The 16,715-nt window shown below is 56.4% G+C and carries 12 protein-coding genes and 2 pseudogenes; 8 read left to right on the top strand and 6 right to left on the bottom strand.

The features are described 5' to 3' along the window. Positions 1–142: 142 nt before the first annotated feature. Positions 143–1,471 carry a hypothetical protein gene (locus NKJ32_RS22290; protein WP_352642565.1) on the top strand — a complete coding sequence of 443 codons (1,329 nt, stop codon included), beginning with the start codon at positions 143–145 and terminating at the stop codon, positions 1,469–1,471. A 374-nt stretch (positions 1,472–1,845) separates the two neighbouring features. Here NKJ32_RS22290 and NKJ32_RS22295 read toward each other — a convergent pair whose 3' ends face one another. Continuing rightward, a complete protein-coding gene (locus NKJ32_RS22295; RefSeq protein WP_352828971.1) occupies positions 1,846–2,160 on the bottom strand; it encodes a WGR domain-containing protein in 315 nt (104 codons plus the stop codon). Between NKJ32_RS22295 and NKJ32_RS22300 the strand changes: the two genes are divergently transcribed. Beyond that, positions 2,056–2,295 carry a hypothetical protein gene (locus tag NKJ32_RS22300; protein WP_352642586.1) on the top strand — a complete coding sequence of 80 codons (240 nt, stop codon included), beginning with the start codon at positions 2,056–2,058 and terminating at the stop codon, positions 2,293–2,295. The two genes, NKJ32_RS22295 and NKJ32_RS22300, sit on opposite strands and share 105 nt — an antisense overlap. Before the next feature lie 16 nt (positions 2,296–2,311). On the opposite strand, the pseudogene NKJ32_RS22305 reads toward NKJ32_RS22300, so the two are convergent. Together NKJ32_RS22305 and NKJ32_RS22310 are read right to left on the bottom strand one after the other, a co-directional pair. Then, positions 2,312–2,585 (bottom strand): annotated as a pseudogene (locus NKJ32_RS22305) (HU family DNA-binding protein). A gap of 609 nt (positions 2,586–3,194) precedes the next feature. Next, the gene (locus tag NKJ32_RS22310) at positions 3,195–5,759 is read right to left on the bottom strand and encodes a caspase family protein (protein WP_352642567.1); all 2,565 of its coding nucleotides are present in this window, start codon (positions 5,757–5,759) and stop codon (positions 3,195–3,197) included. A 147-nt stretch (positions 5,760–5,906) separates the two neighbouring features. On the opposite strand from NKJ32_RS22310, the gene NKJ32_RS22315 reads away from it, so the two are divergent. Further along, entirely contained in the window at positions 5,907–6,227 is a 321-nt protein-coding gene (locus NKJ32_RS22315; RefSeq protein ID WP_352642569.1) for a hypothetical protein, read from the top strand. A 218-nt stretch (positions 6,228–6,445) separates the two neighbouring features. On the opposite strand, the gene NKJ32_RS22320 is transcribed toward NKJ32_RS22315, so the two are convergent. Then, the gene (locus NKJ32_RS22320) at positions 6,446–8,395 is read right to left on the bottom strand and encodes a C1 family peptidase (protein WP_352642571.1); all 1,950 of its coding nucleotides are present in this window, start codon (positions 8,393–8,395) and stop codon (positions 6,446–6,448) included. Positions 8,396–9,358: 963 nt separating this feature from the next. Here NKJ32_RS22320 and NKJ32_RS22325 point away from each other — a divergent pair. The 5 genes from NKJ32_RS22325 to NKJ32_RS22345 all read left to right on the top strand — a co-directional run bounded on the left by NKJ32_RS22325 (position 9,359) and on the right by NKJ32_RS22345 (position 14,988). Further along, positions 9,359–10,225, top strand: a complete 867-nt coding sequence (locus tag NKJ32_RS22325) for a hypothetical protein (protein ID WP_352828956.1) — start codon at positions 9,359–9,361, stop codon at positions 10,223–10,225. Beyond that, a complete protein-coding gene (locus tag NKJ32_RS22330) occupies positions 10,222–10,878 on the top strand; it encodes a hypothetical protein (RefSeq protein WP_352828957.1) in 657 nt (218 codons plus the stop codon). The genes NKJ32_RS22325 and NKJ32_RS22330 overlap by 4 nt, the downstream gene beginning before the upstream one ends. An 86-nt stretch (positions 10,879–10,964) precedes the next feature. Next, positions 10,965–11,825 (top strand): matrixin family metalloprotease, encoded by an 861-nt coding sequence (locus NKJ32_RS22335; RefSeq protein WP_352642575.1) that lies wholly within the window; start codon positions 10,965–10,967, stop codon positions 11,823–11,825. Positions 11,826–12,881: 1,056 nt separating this feature from the next. Then, positions 12,882–13,331, top strand: a complete 450-nt coding sequence (locus tag NKJ32_RS22340; protein ID WP_352642577.1) for a Ros/MucR family transcriptional regulator — start codon at positions 12,882–12,884, stop codon at positions 13,329–13,331. Positions 13,332–14,223: 892 nt separating this feature from the next. Next, positions 14,224–14,988: a hypothetical protein gene (locus tag NKJ32_RS22345; protein ID WP_352642579.1), complete on the top strand. Its 765-nt coding sequence runs from the start codon at positions 14,224–14,226 to the stop codon at positions 14,986–14,988. Positions 14,989–16,132: 1,144 nt separating this feature from the next. On the opposite strand, the gene NKJ32_RS22350 is transcribed toward NKJ32_RS22345, so the two are convergent. After that, positions 16,133–16,447 (bottom strand): hypothetical protein, encoded by a 315-nt coding sequence (locus tag NKJ32_RS22350; RefSeq protein ID WP_352642581.1) that lies wholly within the window; start codon positions 16,445–16,447, stop codon positions 16,133–16,135. Next, positions 16,444–16,643: pseudogene (locus tag NKJ32_RS22355) on the bottom strand (transposase); the annotation flags it as partial. The gene NKJ32_RS22350 and the pseudogene NKJ32_RS22355, both read right to left, overlap by 4 nt. Positions 16,644–16,715: the final 72 nt, after the last annotated feature.

Raw genomic sequence — 16,715 nt, forward strand, 5'->3', positions numbered from 1 at the left:
GACCCCCTGAATTGGAATGGGCTAGCACCTACCACAAGTCGGAACGTCTTGCGGCAAAGCGGCGGCCAGCATAGCTTGCGCAACCAGAATCCGTTGGCTTCAATCTTATGCAGTTTCCATGACAAATTGACTAGGGGCCACAATGTATCGCGCGCTAAGTGTTGTCTGCCTGTTTCTGATGTTCCAGACCAACGTGTTCAGCGCTGAGATCGACCCAGCGCCCATTCCCTCCGGTCGCCTGATCGTCTTCGTGAACGGGATCAACTCAGACATCGAGGGCACGTTCAAAAATACGATCACCGGCGCCTTCTGGCCCAGCCTCATGCGCGATGATGAGGACAACGTCTTCGACCGTGCCGACATTCTGGTTTATCCAATCGTGACGGATTTCGGCGGGGACAGCCCGCGCATCACGGATATCGCTGACAAGCTCGCCACTGACCTGAACGACACGCTCAAGCCGTACACGAGCGTGCTCTTTGTCGCGCATAGCCTGGGTGGCGTGTCCTGCGTAGATACCTTCTGGTCGAAAGCCGGAAGGAAGGCGGGGGCATCACCTCGGACAACCGCATCAAGGGACCTCCTGCTCATGGGGACGCCTATGAACGGCGCTGGCATAGCAAACTTGGTAAGCGGCATATTCGCGAGCAAAACCCTTTGGCAATTGGGCGAGAGCGACGATCCGGATTCCTTTCTCGACACGCTGCGCGACGAGTGGATCGATGAGGGAATGGTGGCCCGCATCCCAACAGAGTGCGGCTATGAGACCGTTGGCGTGACCGTCCCATTCCTATGGTGGGAGGTGAGGACAGGCGTCACAGTGGTCACGCCGGACAGCGCATCAACGCTTTGCACGACCGGTGTCACCGGACTTGCGCAACTAGACCATTTCGGCATCGTGAAGCCCGCTAATTTCGAAGCGCAGCCATATGGGTTGGCCGTCCGGTGGTATCAGGAGCTCTTTGACGATCCTGAGGAGAAAATCACCTCCGGCGACGTGGTCGTCGCCAATTGCGAAGTTGATCGCTATGGCAAATTGCTTTTCGATAAGCTGGCAAAGTTGCTCTATGACAACAGCATCAGCATGCGCTTTTCTCCGCGGCTGCCGCAGGACTGGAGCACTGACACGCCGAATTCGTCGATTTGGACCGGGACTGAGCCAAGACTTCTTGTCATCCACTACTCCTGTTTTCAGGACGAGGACGGGGTCGATGATGATGTGCTGGAGGAACGCCGCGTAGATTTCAACGAGCTGCTCGCAAGCCTGGCAAACACCGACGTGAAAATCCTGATATGTTCTCGCGCATTCTGGGACTATCCGACCTTTGTGCAGGAAAACATCACCAGGGCGAACCGCGAGGCATTCAAAGACGTGCGCCTCTTGATGCTGCCCCTGCGGCATGGCGTTTCCATCGGGCCGGACGACATCAAACGGTTTGAACGGTTGGTCGACCAGGCCCTCGCGAACTAAGCCAAAGGTCCGTTTGGCCCCTACAACATGGGACTTCTCGCCGACATCGACGCCAAGGGCACTTGCGCCCTTGCTAAGCGTTCTCCTGCCAGAGACGCCGTGAGGCGGCGGCGCCATGATTGTGAAGAGAACGGATGGATCAACTTCGAATGACGATGTCCCGACGGGCGCACCGGCGTCGTTCCCCTATGATCGGACCACCATCGAACGCTTCCGGAAGAGTTTTCCCCGTGCTCGCTGGAGCTATGAACTCAAGGCCTGGTTTGTCCCGGGAAAGATCGCGGCTCGGCGCTTCAATCGTTGGATGGAGCAAGAACTCGCCGGATCGAGCGTGCATGCTGACAGCAGAGGACGCGACGCCTACGCCTTCGATCCTATCGTTTCCAAGTACCTGCTCGTCCAACAGGATCGGCTGGAGGTGCAAACACCATATTCTCGCTCGGTGGTAAAAGTAATGCGCGAGGTGCCGTTTGCGTCCTGGAATCCCGAAAGGCGGGTTTGGACAGTCCCTTAGCCGCGCAGCCGCTTGCCGTGCAACAGCTCGAGAAACAGCCCGAGGGCCTCCCGCTCATCGTCGAACACGAATGCTGGACGGTGCGGCCGGTCGTTCCGATCCGCCCCCATCGGCGAACCAGGCAGGCGTGGCCGAACAGGGTTTCCTCGATCGACAGCGCGTAGAAGCGGGGCATGTTCCGGCCCACGTCACGGCGTTCGATATAGAGGCGATACTGCTGCGCGATCATGGCAAGCAGAATCGCGCAGCCGGAATCCGGCGTCCAATGATTGGTTTGAATCACCGGACCCGGATCGATTCATTTCTGTGATGTGTCGGCGCGAACGTCAGCCGTTCAGCGCATCCTTAACCGCCTTCGCCGGTGTAAAGGAGAGCTTCTTGGAGGCCGCAATCTTGATCATGGTGCCGGTCGAAGGATTACGGCCCTCGCGCGCCGGCGTGTCCTTCACCTTGAACTTGCCGAAGCCAGCAATGCTGGTCTCCGCACCCGAACGTCTCTGAAATCTCATTGAACACCCTTTCGACGACCGCCTTGGCCTGCGCCTTGGTCAGGTTCTGCTCGGCGGCGATCTTGTCGGCGATTTCATTTGTTGTCGTCATTAGGTTCGACCTTCTCTGTTGATGGGCGGCGAACCTAGAACACTATTGTCAAGCTGACGATACCGACAATCTGCTTCATCGCCATCGTCGATTTCAATACGAGAATCGAGATTGCATTCGTCAGCCAATGGCTACGAAATGCGCTATCGGCAAATCAGAGTTCGATCTCAGCTGGATCCAGCGAGTCGATCATCGCAGGCGGGTCGAATCCCTCCGAAAAAACGGCGATCTCGGAAAGCGTGATCTTGTGGGCGGCAAGGGTCGCGAGACGGGGTAATGCTAGCGGCCTGCCTTGTATTCCTCCAACGCCGTCTGAGGCCCGCGGGACAGGTAATGCGTTTCGATGCTCCTGAGCCACTCGTGGTAGGAAGCCCATTTGGGTGTCCGATAGCGATGGAATATCTCGTCTGGACCGACGTGGGTGATCCGCACCCACGCGCTCCATTCTCGAGATGCCGGATAAAGGCCAGAGCCGCCTCAACGTGGCCGTCCGCGACTCTTTTAAAATCTTCGGCTACGCCGCTCGAGGCTATCTGAGCCCATCGAGTTCGAGGAGAAAGCCATGCTAGCTTAATTTAACAGCGTGCCCGAAAAACCGGCAGCAGGCCACTATTCGCAGAAATGATCCAGTTCAAACTGGTAATCGCCAAGCTGCTTGCGCGCTGCTAGGACCGCATCGAGACGCCAGAAACGGGGACCCTCTACGATACGAGCGTCTTTTAGCCCGTCGAGCTTCGTTGCGATCGACAGGGCGCGTAGGAGAACTGCCCGTGCCTGTGTATCCGATTTCGAGTCCTGGAGCGAACGCACGAGGTCAAGGCCGGTTGGATCGTCCATCTGTCGCAGCTTGTGCGCCAGCGCGCGATAGACGATGTCAAGGCCCGCATAGGACAAGTGGTTGGACGCGTACCTTTTGAGCAGGTCGATTGTCGCCGACGTGCTGCCGTGATCGCTCTTCAGCGACGCGGACAGCGCCTGCGCTACGGAGACGTCGGTGACTTCGATGATTTGTACGCCTGTCAGTGGATCGGCAGCGCGCGGCGGCGCTATCTGTACGTCGTAGGCGACGCCTCTTTCCAGACCTGAGACCCAGCGATCGGGCATGGGCGCCCAGCATGCAAGGTCGATCATTTCGGATGCATACGCCGCGATATCGCGCTCATCCTTGATGCTATCGTCGAGTCGCGAGACCAGTCGGGCCAATGCCGCGGTGCTGAGGAAGCGACCCTGCGCGGCAAGCACGCGTGCAGCTAAACCAGAATCGAGAGGGAGGCAGCGCGGGTCTTTGCCTGTTGTGTCAAGCGCACAGTTCCACAGCGCAGCGGTCCACTCTTTGCTGAGGGGAACCACGCGCGCAAATCTCGGCAACCAGATGGCGTCTGGATAGAACATCTCGCCATTAAGGACGAACAAGCCAAAACGCCGAATGATCAGGTCGAGGTCTCGTTCGTCGAGTTCGCCGCGGCGAGCAAGCAACAGGAGGGGCGGGAGCGACCATGAACGAGTGGCGTCCCCTTCCGCCGCCTGTCTCTCAGAGTCTTTCGCCATCAGCCACATCATCAAGCCTGCCGCGCTGCCCATGCCGGAGGCTTCCGGGCCCGCGGCAAAATATTCGACAATTTTCATCGACAGTTCACACCAACTCATTCCGCACTTGGCCAGACGCGGAAACACTGCGGTGTTAGGTGCGACGGCAAGCTTGGGGCTTCGTGCTATCTCCTCGACGAATCGCAATAAGGCAAGCCAATCCGCCGATTTGACCGCTCCGCGTTCAGCGCGAACGGAGATCAACAATACTGCCGCTTCCAGTGAGCGTCGCCTCGTGTCCTCATCCCCGAGCTCACGATAGGCCAAGGCAAGGCCCGCCAAATAAGTCCGTATTGCCTGGTCGGAAAGCCCCGAAAGCCCGTAGTCGGCGATCGTCTGCACGTCTTCGACGGCGTAGAGGTCGACGATCTCGGGGCCATTCAAAAGAAAATAAGTAGGGGGGCAGGACCGTGCCCGATCGAGCAACGCAGCTTCGAGTGCAAACTGATATTCGCGGATTCGATCGCGCCGAATGTTTGTCGCCTCGCAGATACTGGTCATGTCAATGCGTGACGAGACGAAATCCATTCGGCGGGCAGCTTCCTTGGATAATTCGGATGTCAGCCGAAACTCCCAGTTTTCTTGATCACCTACCGGGTGATTGACCAGCCCGCCTATGCCGCCGCGCATCAGGGCGGTTCGGGCGTTGATCCGCTCCTCGTCCCAGCGAGGCGAAGCGGGCTCAAGATCGTCGACTGCGACTGCCAACTGGACACCCGATCCTACCGCAACGGGAAGCAACGAGGACATCCAGGCCGGGCCGGGCCGCAACTCGATCCAGCCGTTCGGCTGAACAGCGATGTGGTACTGCAGGAAGTAAAGCAACAGGCCGATTGTAGCGGCGATCGTTACACCCCAGCCAAACACACGTCTGATTCTGCCGGCCAGCGCTCGTCGCGGTTCCGGTGCAGAAGGAGGACCGATTGTTGCATCAGACCAGGAAAGCTCAAGATGGCCAGCGCCATGCAGCTCCGGCGTCTGCATGCGACCGCCCGCAAATAGATAGGCGAGCTGTTCGGTGCGCTCCCTTGCGAACACAAAAAGCCGCGACAGGTCACTCGATAGCGATACGCCAAACGGCGTTGCTATTGTGGATTTGCGCAGTCCGGCGAGCGCGAACAGTCTCTTGTCGACGAGTGCCTCGTGCAGCGCGATCGTGAACAAACCCCTGCCAAGGGCAGGGTGCTCGTAGGCCAGTTGCCGCGTGGATGCGCCAGCAAGGATCAGGACATTTTCGTGGCCAATTTGTTTTGACAAGGACGCTTGAAAATCTTGCGCGACGCCGCCGGCATGGCAGAAGTCAAGTACCGCCGATACCTTGGCCGGTCTGGCAAGCATGACCAGATCGGCAAGATCGCTGCCCGCCAGGTCAATCCCATCAGGACGAGCGTCATAGGTACAGAACCAAGTCTCTTCCCCAGTCTGGTCACCATGACCCGAGAGCACCAGAATGAGTTCGCATGCTTGCTGCCCCTCCCTGGACCCTATGTCTCGAAACATGGTCTCCAGCGACTTGCGCGTAAGATCCTCATCATGGAGACCGGTGGGCGGATCGCTGGAAGAGAGAACGGCAATTGCATTGGCCAAGGAAAAGGCTCCCTCCACAGAATAACGCAGCCGAGACCGCGAACTCATGTAGATGGGACTGGAAAAGCGATCGGCAGCTATACTACAAACATATCTGGACTGGTTGGCAGTCGAACTGGAGGATTGGACATGAGTGGCGGAGTAGCGTTGACCACTGCGCTGAGCGTTTTCCTGGTTGGCCTTTTTGGGGGCTTCGTCGCCGAGCTTGTTCATTGGTATGGCCTAAAGACAAATCCACGGTTTCCAGAGTATCTAAAAAGTGCACCGTACTGGATTATCACAGCGCTGATGATATTTGTCTCGGGTGCTTTTACTTGGTTGAATTTTGGAAGCCAAGCGCAGGCATTGACGGCATTCCAAATTGGACTCTTGACCCCTCTCATACTACAGAAAGTAATCTCTGGCGCTGCCGGCGCGGAGACCGCGCGCTCACCACGGGCCAATCTGATGGATTTCTTTCGCGGTTGAAAGACCCGCCTAGCGGCAAAGCTCAATGTAAGCCGAGGCGGCCCCCCGCTTCTTGCCGATCCATAGTCGACGATCACAGCGAGCGGGAAGCCGCAGGCAGGTGGCCACCAAGTGTTGCGGTTCGTGGAGAGTAAGCTCCGTGAGCTCTGAACTCCGTAACCTATCCAGGCGTATCAGCGTAGACGGACTGGCCCACCGGGACTTAGGAAGCATGGGCTTCACTTCGCTGCGGAAGGCTGGCCGAGCTTTTGGTCGAGGGACTGCCTGAATTCTCGCTTTTGTATGTTGGAGCCAGTCGGCCTACGCTTCGCGAGATCCTTGGCTATCTTGGTTACGGAACCATCGAGCACTCGATGCAGCGTTGACAGTAATGTCCCTTCGTCGTTATCGAAATCGCCGTGGTGCCTTGCTTTAGAGGCTGGACCCGGAGCTAAATTCCACTGCTTGGTTGTTCCGTCGAATAGCGTCCCCAGCGCATCTTTGGCAAATCTTTCCATGCCGAGGATAGGAACTCCGTCCTTTAGAGCAGGGATGTGAGGTGTTGTTTCAAACGCGTTGCTGACAAGATAAAGCAGCGACTTATGATAGATGCCGGCGCAATCGTCGTCCTGCTCCGTTGGGTCGTCAAGCGTATAAAGATCGAATTTCTCGATCATTCCCTTCTTGAGCGCTGGCAAATAGGTCTCATTGAAGAGCGCGACTGTGCACGCAGGCGCCCAAAGACTGACAGTTTTTAAGGGGACTTTGGCCTTGGCGAATTTTGAAACGACCGGGGCATGAAATATCGATCCGGCGCTATGTCCGACGAGATGGACCTCATCAATCTCACCGTCCTTGTGGAGCTTGATGAGATGGTCGGTTACCAAGTTCGCCGAGCCAAGTTTCTCTTCCGTCGCCATCCGCGCGTTTTCTTTCATCTCGTCCCACAGCGCTTTACCTCCGAGGTTTCGCGCGCCGACCTCCAGAGTGTCGTCTAGCCTGTCGAGCATGAAATCTTTGGCTTTGTCCAGGAGGCCTTCGTCCCGCCGACGCCCAATTGCGTCCCTCAATATGTTTGACAAAGTCGTCCAAACGTCCGAGCGCCAGATGAATGAGAGAGGATAGACCTGCGATTGAAGCAACGGCGCGAGATTGCTTGAAACCGTTTGCACCGCAGCGTCCTGACCGACCAAACCGCCGTGAGCATAGAGCAGCACACGCCTAGTTTGCCATGAAGACATGGCGCGCGGCATCCGCTCAGTTATCAGAGTTTTCAACCCAGCAGGGGTTAAGCCATAGGTGCCCTTGTCGTCCAAGACACCATTGTTCTTCGACGTGATGATGTATGGACGAAGGTCTGCATAAACCTGGCTTTGGTAGCTGCGCGGAGCGTCCGCTCTCATGTTTGCGGTAGCAAGCGACGAGGTCAGGTCGACGGGTGCGCCGAGTGACGCGACCCATACGTCTGTGCCGTTCGCGAGCCAGTCCGTGTAGGACAGGTTTGCCAGCCCTTTTGCGCCCCACTTTTCCCCCCAGCTGTTTTGAACCCAGAAGCCTCGGCGATTGTAACCTACGATCGCAAAGGCGTGCCCGCCAATCTGCCCGGGACGATATTCAATATTCTCCTGTTCCGGCTTGACCGACTGCCATCCGTCGTGAACGCGCGCCGTGGCATACAAAATGCCGGTTTCGTTAATCGCCGCGTGCATGCCGACGAGGTCTTTGTGATTCACGCGAAAATAAGCGCCGAGCGGACGAGCAAGCGCGTCCGCAGACCGCTTTTCCTCAACAGTGGGATCGGGATCGCGTTCCTTCCAGAGCGCATAAGCGCAAAGACCGTGCTTGAACCATCCCTTCATGGCTCCCCTCGCACTGGATCCCTCGTAATTTTGCCCGGGCCACTCATCATAACGCTTGGCCATCGCGTAAAGCATCCAGGCACTTACTTCGTCGGCCGCCGGATTCCTTTCTCGGACCCTCAGGAGATAGTTTGCGACCGTCGCCAAACCGAAGCCGGTGCATGCGCCTTCTCGGCCCTGATCCAGGACGGGTATGCCAAGGCCATAATAGGCGCTGATATCACTTTCGGGTGCGACACGGATAAGTGTCGGCGTAAAGATTGCATCTCGGAAGTCAATCGTGTCAGGCAGTGTGTCGAAGGTTCTCTTTGTAGCTGCAGCCCTTGCCATTTCCCCACCCATGATCCCGGAACGTAAGTGTGCGTCAGTCGCCGGTCACGGCTGCGCAATATTCGGTGAATGCATTGACATTTTCCATATAGATCTGCGCCCGAGGGCCACTCCCGTTGTAGGGGGATAGAATTTTTGGAGGCAGATATCAAAGTCGCACCACTGGCGGTCCCGAAAGAACTGCTCGTCTGGCTTCACTCCTTGCAAGTCGTACTTAAACCTTCTGTAGCCGTTGTAGACCCCGCGGACGATCCGAATGACGCTGAAGCCTACGCGTTTTATTCGCTTCTTCGATAGGCATCGCAGTGAAATCAGGTCCGAATGCTTGGGTGTTTCTTGGGAAGGCGGTCCGCGGTGCGCCGCAGTAATCGCCGCCTGCGTGAAAAAAACATTAACGTTAGACGATCTCGTGGACCGACATCTCGTCAATCCAGCTAAGCATCTCCTGGCATACGATCGCGCATAAATGCTCGACCCCGTAAGCCTTGCGGTCCGCCACAATACTCACGCCAAACGCAAGGTCTGAACGCAGTTTATTCTGCAGAAAACGTATTAGCCCTCGAACATAACTAAAGAACGAGTCCCAATGAAAATCAAGACCCAAGCCATCTATGACAACATGAAGACGGTGGTATGGACAGTCGTCGTCGGCAAGGACCGCAACACAACAGCCGCTTCCGAATCCGAGACGGCCTCCACCCGCCTGAGCGTTTGCAGACACGCCGGCTTCAGCTGTTCTCGCGCTACTCCCGGACGTTTGGAGCTCGCTCATCATACATGTCGATTTCAGAGAAAACCCTCGATGACGCTCATTCGCAAATTCATATGGGGTCTTAACTGAATCTAGTGCGCTGATTTGTTCAAGGTGCACCCGCCAACTTCGACATTACGACAAATAGGAGTCGACTCGCCAAGCTTTATTGCTAATATAAGGAAGCGGAAATGAAGGGGTGGGGGGCGTCGATGGGTATCAATCTAGATATCCCTGGCATCTGGACGTACCGTAGCTTTCTAAATGTCCCGGGGAATGTTGGCGATTTTGGCAAACTGACAGTCTGGGAAGCCGAACTATCCCTCGAAGTTAGCGAGGACGGGCACATCTATGGTTTATTGGGGGAGCGCCCAGAACTTTGTGTAGGTACCGAACCCTACTTACTCGTTGAAGGCACCGTTATACCTGGCAACCCTGCGGTGATCAGCTGGCGTGCCAAGGGCAAGCCTCAATCCGAGTATGACGGCTGGACCTACGACTACCGGGGCTACCTATCCCCCGAGTGGCCGGACGCGCCGCGCAATCGCCCAACGATCGTAGGGACCGTGACGCGCACCGTGGCCCATAATGGAGCGCCGGCGGGTTCAGTGTTCTCTTTTGTCGCGGTCAAGTCGGATTTCCTTGAACCACGCAAAACGATACCCCTAGTGAAAAGCATCATCGACATGATGAGCTCGGCAGAGCATCGCTACCATCATGCGCTTTGGCACGCTTCGCGCGACACATGGGACAACCTGAGCGACCCCAAGAAGGAGGCTCTGCGCGCAACCGGTTGGCAGCCTGGCCCAAAAACCAAAGAGCGAGCAAGTCTGTCGGCCGATCGACTTGCCAACGGTTCGGGCGAAGATTTTTTCTACATGCACCGGCGCATGGTGAAGGAGGTTCGAGCTATGGATCCCTCTGTCGGGACCTGGCGACGTCTGCCGCAGCAGCAGTTCCCCTCGTCGTTTGCGCCAAAACGAAGGCGTCGCAGATTGGCAATCTCGACGGATACTCCCTGCCGCCAGCGTGGCTCGTGCCGGGTGACCCTGACACGACGAATTGGCTGTTCGAATTGAGGAAAACCTCAACGCTTTATGGCCGATTCCAGGCATGGGAGGCGCTTTATACCTCCGCGGACTACCTCGCCTCCCTGTCGCTCGGCGAGCTTGGTTCACGGATTGAGTTCACCATCCACAATTGGATGCATATGCGGTGGACCTCGGTGACCCGCGACCCTACCGGTGATGTGGCCAAGCGCGGTTTGCCGCTTCCCAACGGCCGCGACGCACTAGACTTCGATGAAAAATGGCTGGATCCCGAGTACGACTATCTAGGCGAGACTTTTTCATCCCATATTAATCCGATTTTTTGGCGGCTGCACGGGTGGGTCGATGACCGCATCAACGACTGGTACCGCGCCCACGAAGCTGTGCGACCTGGAGTGGTCAAGCCAATGACCCTTGACGGTGTGGAATGGTTCGCGGTCGACGGGACTTGGGTGAAGAACGACGAGCCATGGGAGGGAGCGCGTGCGTCATCATCCCCAACCCATCACGCTGGGCACAATCATCCTGGTCACTCGGGACGGGTCTTGGATGTGCCGACGATGCAAGCGGCCTTAAGGATTATTTACGGCCCCGAACCGGACGCTGCGCCTTCAGCAATGGAAGACCACGGGCAGGCTTTGCCCGGGACGCGGGCAAGCTGGTTTAAGAATGTCCCAGCGTAAAAGGGTTTAGCGGGGCGCTGCAAGTCGGGAACTCGGCGGCCAAGATCGCCGAATGCGTTTCATCACGGATGGGGAGAAACTTTCATATGGCACGGACAAAAGAAACGACACTATCGCCCGCGAAGTCCACCAAAGCCAGCGTTTCGCCGGAACTCCGGGACGATAAAGCCGCCGAACGCAATACCAAGCCCCTTGTCCACGTCATCCGCGAGGGTGTCCGCTGCGACACCGAAGAACGCGGGCACAAGACCCCAAAGGGCAAATCCCCGTTAGAAATCGTCGTCGACGCCTCAGAAGGCTTTATTCCTTTGTGGGCAAAAGGAACAACGCTGCGCTGGAAGTTCCGTGAGAGCTCCGTGCAATCGTTTGCAGATCCCGCCAAAGTCAAGGCTCAAGTTGAGGATTTGTTCGCGAAGGCCATTCTTGCTTGGGGCGATGCAGTGCCAATCAAGTTCGCGCAGCGAGACGACGCCTGGGATTTCGAGATTGTGGTGAAACACAGCGACGACTGCGACGTCAACGGTTGCGTACTGGCCAGCGCGTTCTTCCCCGACGGCGGTCGGCACGTCGTGACTATCTATCCCAAGATATTCGGACAAGACCCGACAGAGCAGGTTGAGACCTTAGTTCACGAAATCGGTCACATTTTTGGCCTTAGGCATTTTTTCGCGCAGGTCAGTGAGACCGCTTGGCCCTCCATCATTTTTGGGACGCATAAGAAGTTCAGCATCATGAACTACGGCGCGGACAGTAAGTTGACCGCAGACGACACTGCCGACCTGAAGAAGCTCTATTCACTGGCTTGGAGCGGCCAGTTAACAGAAATCAACGGAACCCCGATCAAATTTATGACGCCGTTCCACACGAGTGGCGAGCCGACAGAAATCATCTCGGCCATGGAACCTGCGCAAACCTTAGCCAGGGTACAGCAGCTTTTGTCGCCCTGAGATTGATACGGCCAACTTCTATCATTTCGAGAACCTGCGGCCTTAGGTGGATAGGAGCAGTAATATGATTTCGCTCGTCGTCTTTGTCGCATCGGTCGCTTTGGCGGTTGTGATTTTGACGCTCTCACCGATGAAGGTCTTGCAAAAGGCCGTCACAGTCGGAGCGGTGATCTTATTTCTCTGAAATATGTTACCTCGCTGGTGGCGCTTTCGTCAGTCCCTTCTCGCTTCCCTCGAATGAAGCTATCGGTGCGACCAGCGATGTCATCAATCTGGTAGCTGTTCTGATTGGGACCATAGGAGCGGTATCTGGGGAGCGTCTATTTTAAAGGCGGTGGCACCGCAAGATTTACCGTTGCGAGTTTCCTGCCTCCGCTTTGCTGCGCCCCGCTAACCCTGATTCCAATTCTTAAACTGATTAGCGGGAAGGACGATTTGACGTTCCTCGGTGTAACGACGCTTGCTGTAACTGCTTATCAAGCGCGATTCTTCTGGGAACGCTTGCTAAAAGATCAGGGAGAGATGGGCGAGGCACCATGATACTGCGGGCAACTGTCCAGTTTTCTGAGGAAGCTCCTGCGCGCGACATTCGACCCTGCGGCCCAACCTCTTCGTATCGTGCTTATTGCAGGGGATAGATCATTGCCCGAATTTTTCGGACGGACAGCAATCGCTTGAGCCAGCTGCGCATGACTTCGTCTTGCTGACGAGTCTATATAAGGACGCGCGGATGGGCTCGATCCCGACACCTGCAATCCGATTGATTCGCCTCTCATTCCCGCCATGCACAGTTCCGTCTGTGAGAGTCTGGCCGGGGGCCCAGGCGAAAAATCTGATTCAGATCCATCGTGGACATAGCGATTGGAGCAGGGCGCCCAAGCTGGACGATAGAGATGTACTTTCACGGAAAGTAGTTGTGGAAGGGGCGACAAAGCTGATGCAAGTCCTTCCCCCGTCCAGACTTTCAGCCTTTGGAAAGCTGATTAGGCTGCTGATTTCCTTGCACCGTCGGACTTTCCTCAATACGAACGAGAGGCAACAAAGGAGTTCGAACCATTGACTGAAGAAGCCGATCGGCGTGATGCTGAATTGATTGAATTGACTGCGGATATCGTCGCCGCGTTTGTCCAGAACAACTCTGTCCCGGTTGCGGGACTGCCTGACCTCATTGCTTCTGTGAATTCCGCCCTCTCGGCGCTTCGGAAGCCGGCGGTCGTCGAGGCGCCAGCTCAAACACCCGCGGTCAATCCGAAAAGGTCGGTGTTTCCCGACTACATTATTTCTCTGGAAAACGGTCGCCAATTCAAGTCGATGAAGCGCCACTTGGGCTTGCTTGGAATGACACCCGACGAATACCGGTCCAAATGGGGACTTGCCAGAGATTATCCGATGGTGGCGCCAAACTATGCCGCACAGAGATCGGAACTGGCGAAATCGATCGGATTAGGTCGGAAACCTGGTGCATCGGTTAAGAAGGGGCCAGCGAAGCGGAAAGCTAAGGTTTAGCCAGACTTCCCGCGATCGCGCAATTATTTGGAATAGCCAACCCTGGTATCTTTCACGGTGGCGGACCCCAACCCGCTAGGCCGACGGCCCCCATAAGCTTCCTTCCCCACCCGCCCCCAAGAGGTGTCGGCCCGCTTCCTTTTACTTTACGTGGGGAACTTGGCAGCGTCCGTTAAACTAGGTTTAGGGCAAGGAAACGGAGAACGAAACGCGACGGCACTCACCCCGGGAATCTCGTCACCAGAATGGCTGGCTCGATCGCTGCATGGATGAACGCTGCCGGGGGCAAACGCGCCTCCTCAACCGCTTCGAGGGCGCCGAAACAAGCTATCCAAGCCGCGATGTGCATCTTGCCGGTTTCTTGTCGGTACAGTAGCGGCGTCGTCGTTTCCGCGATGCGCCAACCAGAAGTCGAAGAATCCGAAAGTCAGAGCCTTCGGGGCTAAACGCGACGCTGCCAACAGTTGTGACCAGAATTAGAAAAAATAACTCCGGCAACGACAATCGCTGCGGAGCTATATTGCCAATATCACACACTTGAGTGATGATGGCCTAGAAGAGGCTAGGGGGCTTCATAAACTTTTCCGTCATCGAGTGCCGTTCAGGCACAAGGATTTCATTGGAATCGCATCTACCTTCTTTATCGCCGAAGCGGGCATTTAGATTTTATCATTAGAAGGCTACGGCTGAGCATAGGGGGTAAGTCGAGGAGGGAATTATGTCCCTTCCCGAAAAGCTTATACATTTTTAAGTCTGAGCATTGGGGATGGTATCTATGTGCTTCTGGCGCTGCGTGCTGACGTCTGTCTTCTGCCTTGCCCTTGCCGACTGCGGAACGTACGTTCCGAGCACTCGCGAATGGCCCAACGCAAACACGCTTAAAGAAAGCGACATGATCAGCACGATCATCAGAAGCGTTGGCTGCGAGCTTAGTTACACCATAACGCAAGTGATAGAGAATGACAGAAGAGACGCAAAATATCGAAAGACACAACAGACCTATACCGATTTCCTCAACAACTGGGGCGTTGAGGTCGCCATCAACCTCACGGTTGTCGAAAAGACATCGGTGAACCCGACGGTCCTTCTTACTCCACCTTCGGGCCCTTCATCGATATTCACTGCGGCTGCTGGACTAGCAGGTTCCGCTGAAGCGACCCGTCTGCAAAAGACGAACGTCTTTTTCACTGTGGCGGATTTGTACAGGCCCCAGTTTTTCTCCGTCGACTCCACTAAAAGAGGGTGCCGCGACCCCCTTGGAAACAAGGAAGGCTCCCTCCTTGTCGACAGTGACTTGAAGCTGTCCTCACTTCTTGAAGGTCGCATCGGCGCCACGATACTCAATGTTGCTGACAGCCCGGGATCCAGCGTGCCGATCACCGGACAGAAAAACGTGCTTTCGCAAACCGTGTCCTTCAAGATCGTCACTTCCGGTTCGATCACGCCGACCTGGAAGCTCGTTCGGGCGAGTGTGAACCCCTCCGGAACATTCTTCAGCACAAATCGCGACCGGACCCACGAACTCGTGTTCACGTTCGGCCCGCTTGATAAATCGGTCAAGGGAAGGCCAACGGGCCTTACGCCTTTGGCCGAGGCTACGCATCTCAATACTCAGCTTCAGACCGGGCTCAGAGGCCTGGTCAGTCCCCTCCAGTGAAGGTGTTGTTCGATGGGAAAATCAAGGAAAACAGTTCCCGAAGCGCAGAAAGCTGACAAAGCCAAGTCGCGTACCAAAAACGACAAGAAGACAAAGAGTCAGGAACGCCTACATTTTCAAGCGTTGGTCAGTGTCGGTGCAGAGGACATAGGCCCCCCTGACCAGATTTCCAGGATCAAGGAGGCTCTGAGTTCCAATCAGCTTGATGATCACATGATAACGGAGCTCATGCTTCATTGCGCTTCGGTGTTGGCTTTCAGGCGCTCTCAGGCAACTGGGTTGAAAGAGCCTTCGCCGGTCGACGGCAGCTGCTACAAGGGGGTAGGCGGAAGTGACCAAGTTACCATCTGGTCGAACGGGTTTGCTGTCGAAACCTGTTCCCGACAAGAGGCAAGAGATCGGGGAATCCCCGCCTGCGGATAGTCCTTAGGTGCTCGGACTGGTGTTAGAGAAGATCTGCGGCCCGAATTAAGGGAGCGTCTTTGCAGAAGAATAAGCCTTTCGGCTAGGGGGGCAAATGAACAATCATGTTTAACCGCAACACTAATTGTGCGGGTGGGGGCATAGAACATGACGTCAATTTCGTGGACGGTCATCGGGTGGGGTATTTCGGCCGTTTTGGCAGTATATCTATGGGTTGTTCGGCACAAACAGCCTGTTGGTGGTGCCGTCGGTTTCTCAACGTACATCGCCAACCAGAAAAGCTCCGGTGATAAGGACGTTGAGTTTCTTGCGGGCGAAAATCCCTTCGGCAGAGATGGTGCTGGGCGACATTTATACCAAGATTGATGCGATTTCTGACGCTGATGAGAAGCGACGTCTGCGGGGCTCTGGCGGGTAAAGCACCCGTTCAGGCCCGTTTCTTTCTGGAACGTCATGAACCACACTGCGGAATTTGCAGTCATCGGCCAAGATGCTGGCTCAGGGGACACTGCGACATTGCTCGCATGTGTCTATTCAAGCTGTCCCGCTCCGGATTGCGGTCTTGGTCGCTATTGTGATCAGTCTCTTCGTAACGGCGGTCGCAAATGCTGCTGGCCAACACGCCGGCGCATTGCAAGCAGACAACAATTCCAATCCTGTTGTACGGGCTCATGGTCTGCTATGCCCTCGGGAGCGAGGACTATCTGAACAACCTTTTACGTTAGCAGGCTGTTCTTCGTCGCCGTTGTGGTAGGCGAATGTGATCTCGATCGAGCCGTCGTCGAGCCAATTCGGCCGAACCATCGCCGGTGACTTCATCCATCTCGTCGAAGCCGGCCCATGTGAAGAAGATCGTCGAGGGGCTGTAACTGAGATCGAGGCCGGCTTGCAGGGCGCCAAAGGCGATCTCGCCATGGTTGTCGGCTCCGACGGTGATGGTTGCGGGTCTACCGAGGTTCAGGTAGCTGCGATCCCACAGATCGGCTTCGATGATCCGCCAGGGGCCGACCAGTTGGCAGCCCGCGGGCGCGGTCATGCCGGCACCGCCAGCAGCTTCGGCAATCGCACCAGATTGTAGGCGGCGGCAGCGAAGGTGAAGGCCCACTCGACGCGGTCGCGACCGCGCAACTTGTCTTCTCCTGCCCGGCGACCGTCTTGATCCAGCCGAACGCCTCTTCGATGCGCTTTCTGACGCGCTGGCTGACGGCATAGCCGCCGTGCCGCGTCGTGCGCCCGTTCCCTTGCGCGGTGCTCCCCCCGCCGGTTCCCGCATGCCGGGTCAAGGCGTGACCCAATCCCCCTGT

The sequence above is a fragment of the Mesorhizobium sp. M0159 genome, assembly GCF_040322295.1.
Lineage (GTDB): Bacteria > Pseudomonadota > Alphaproteobacteria > Rhizobiales > Rhizobiaceae > Mesorhizobium.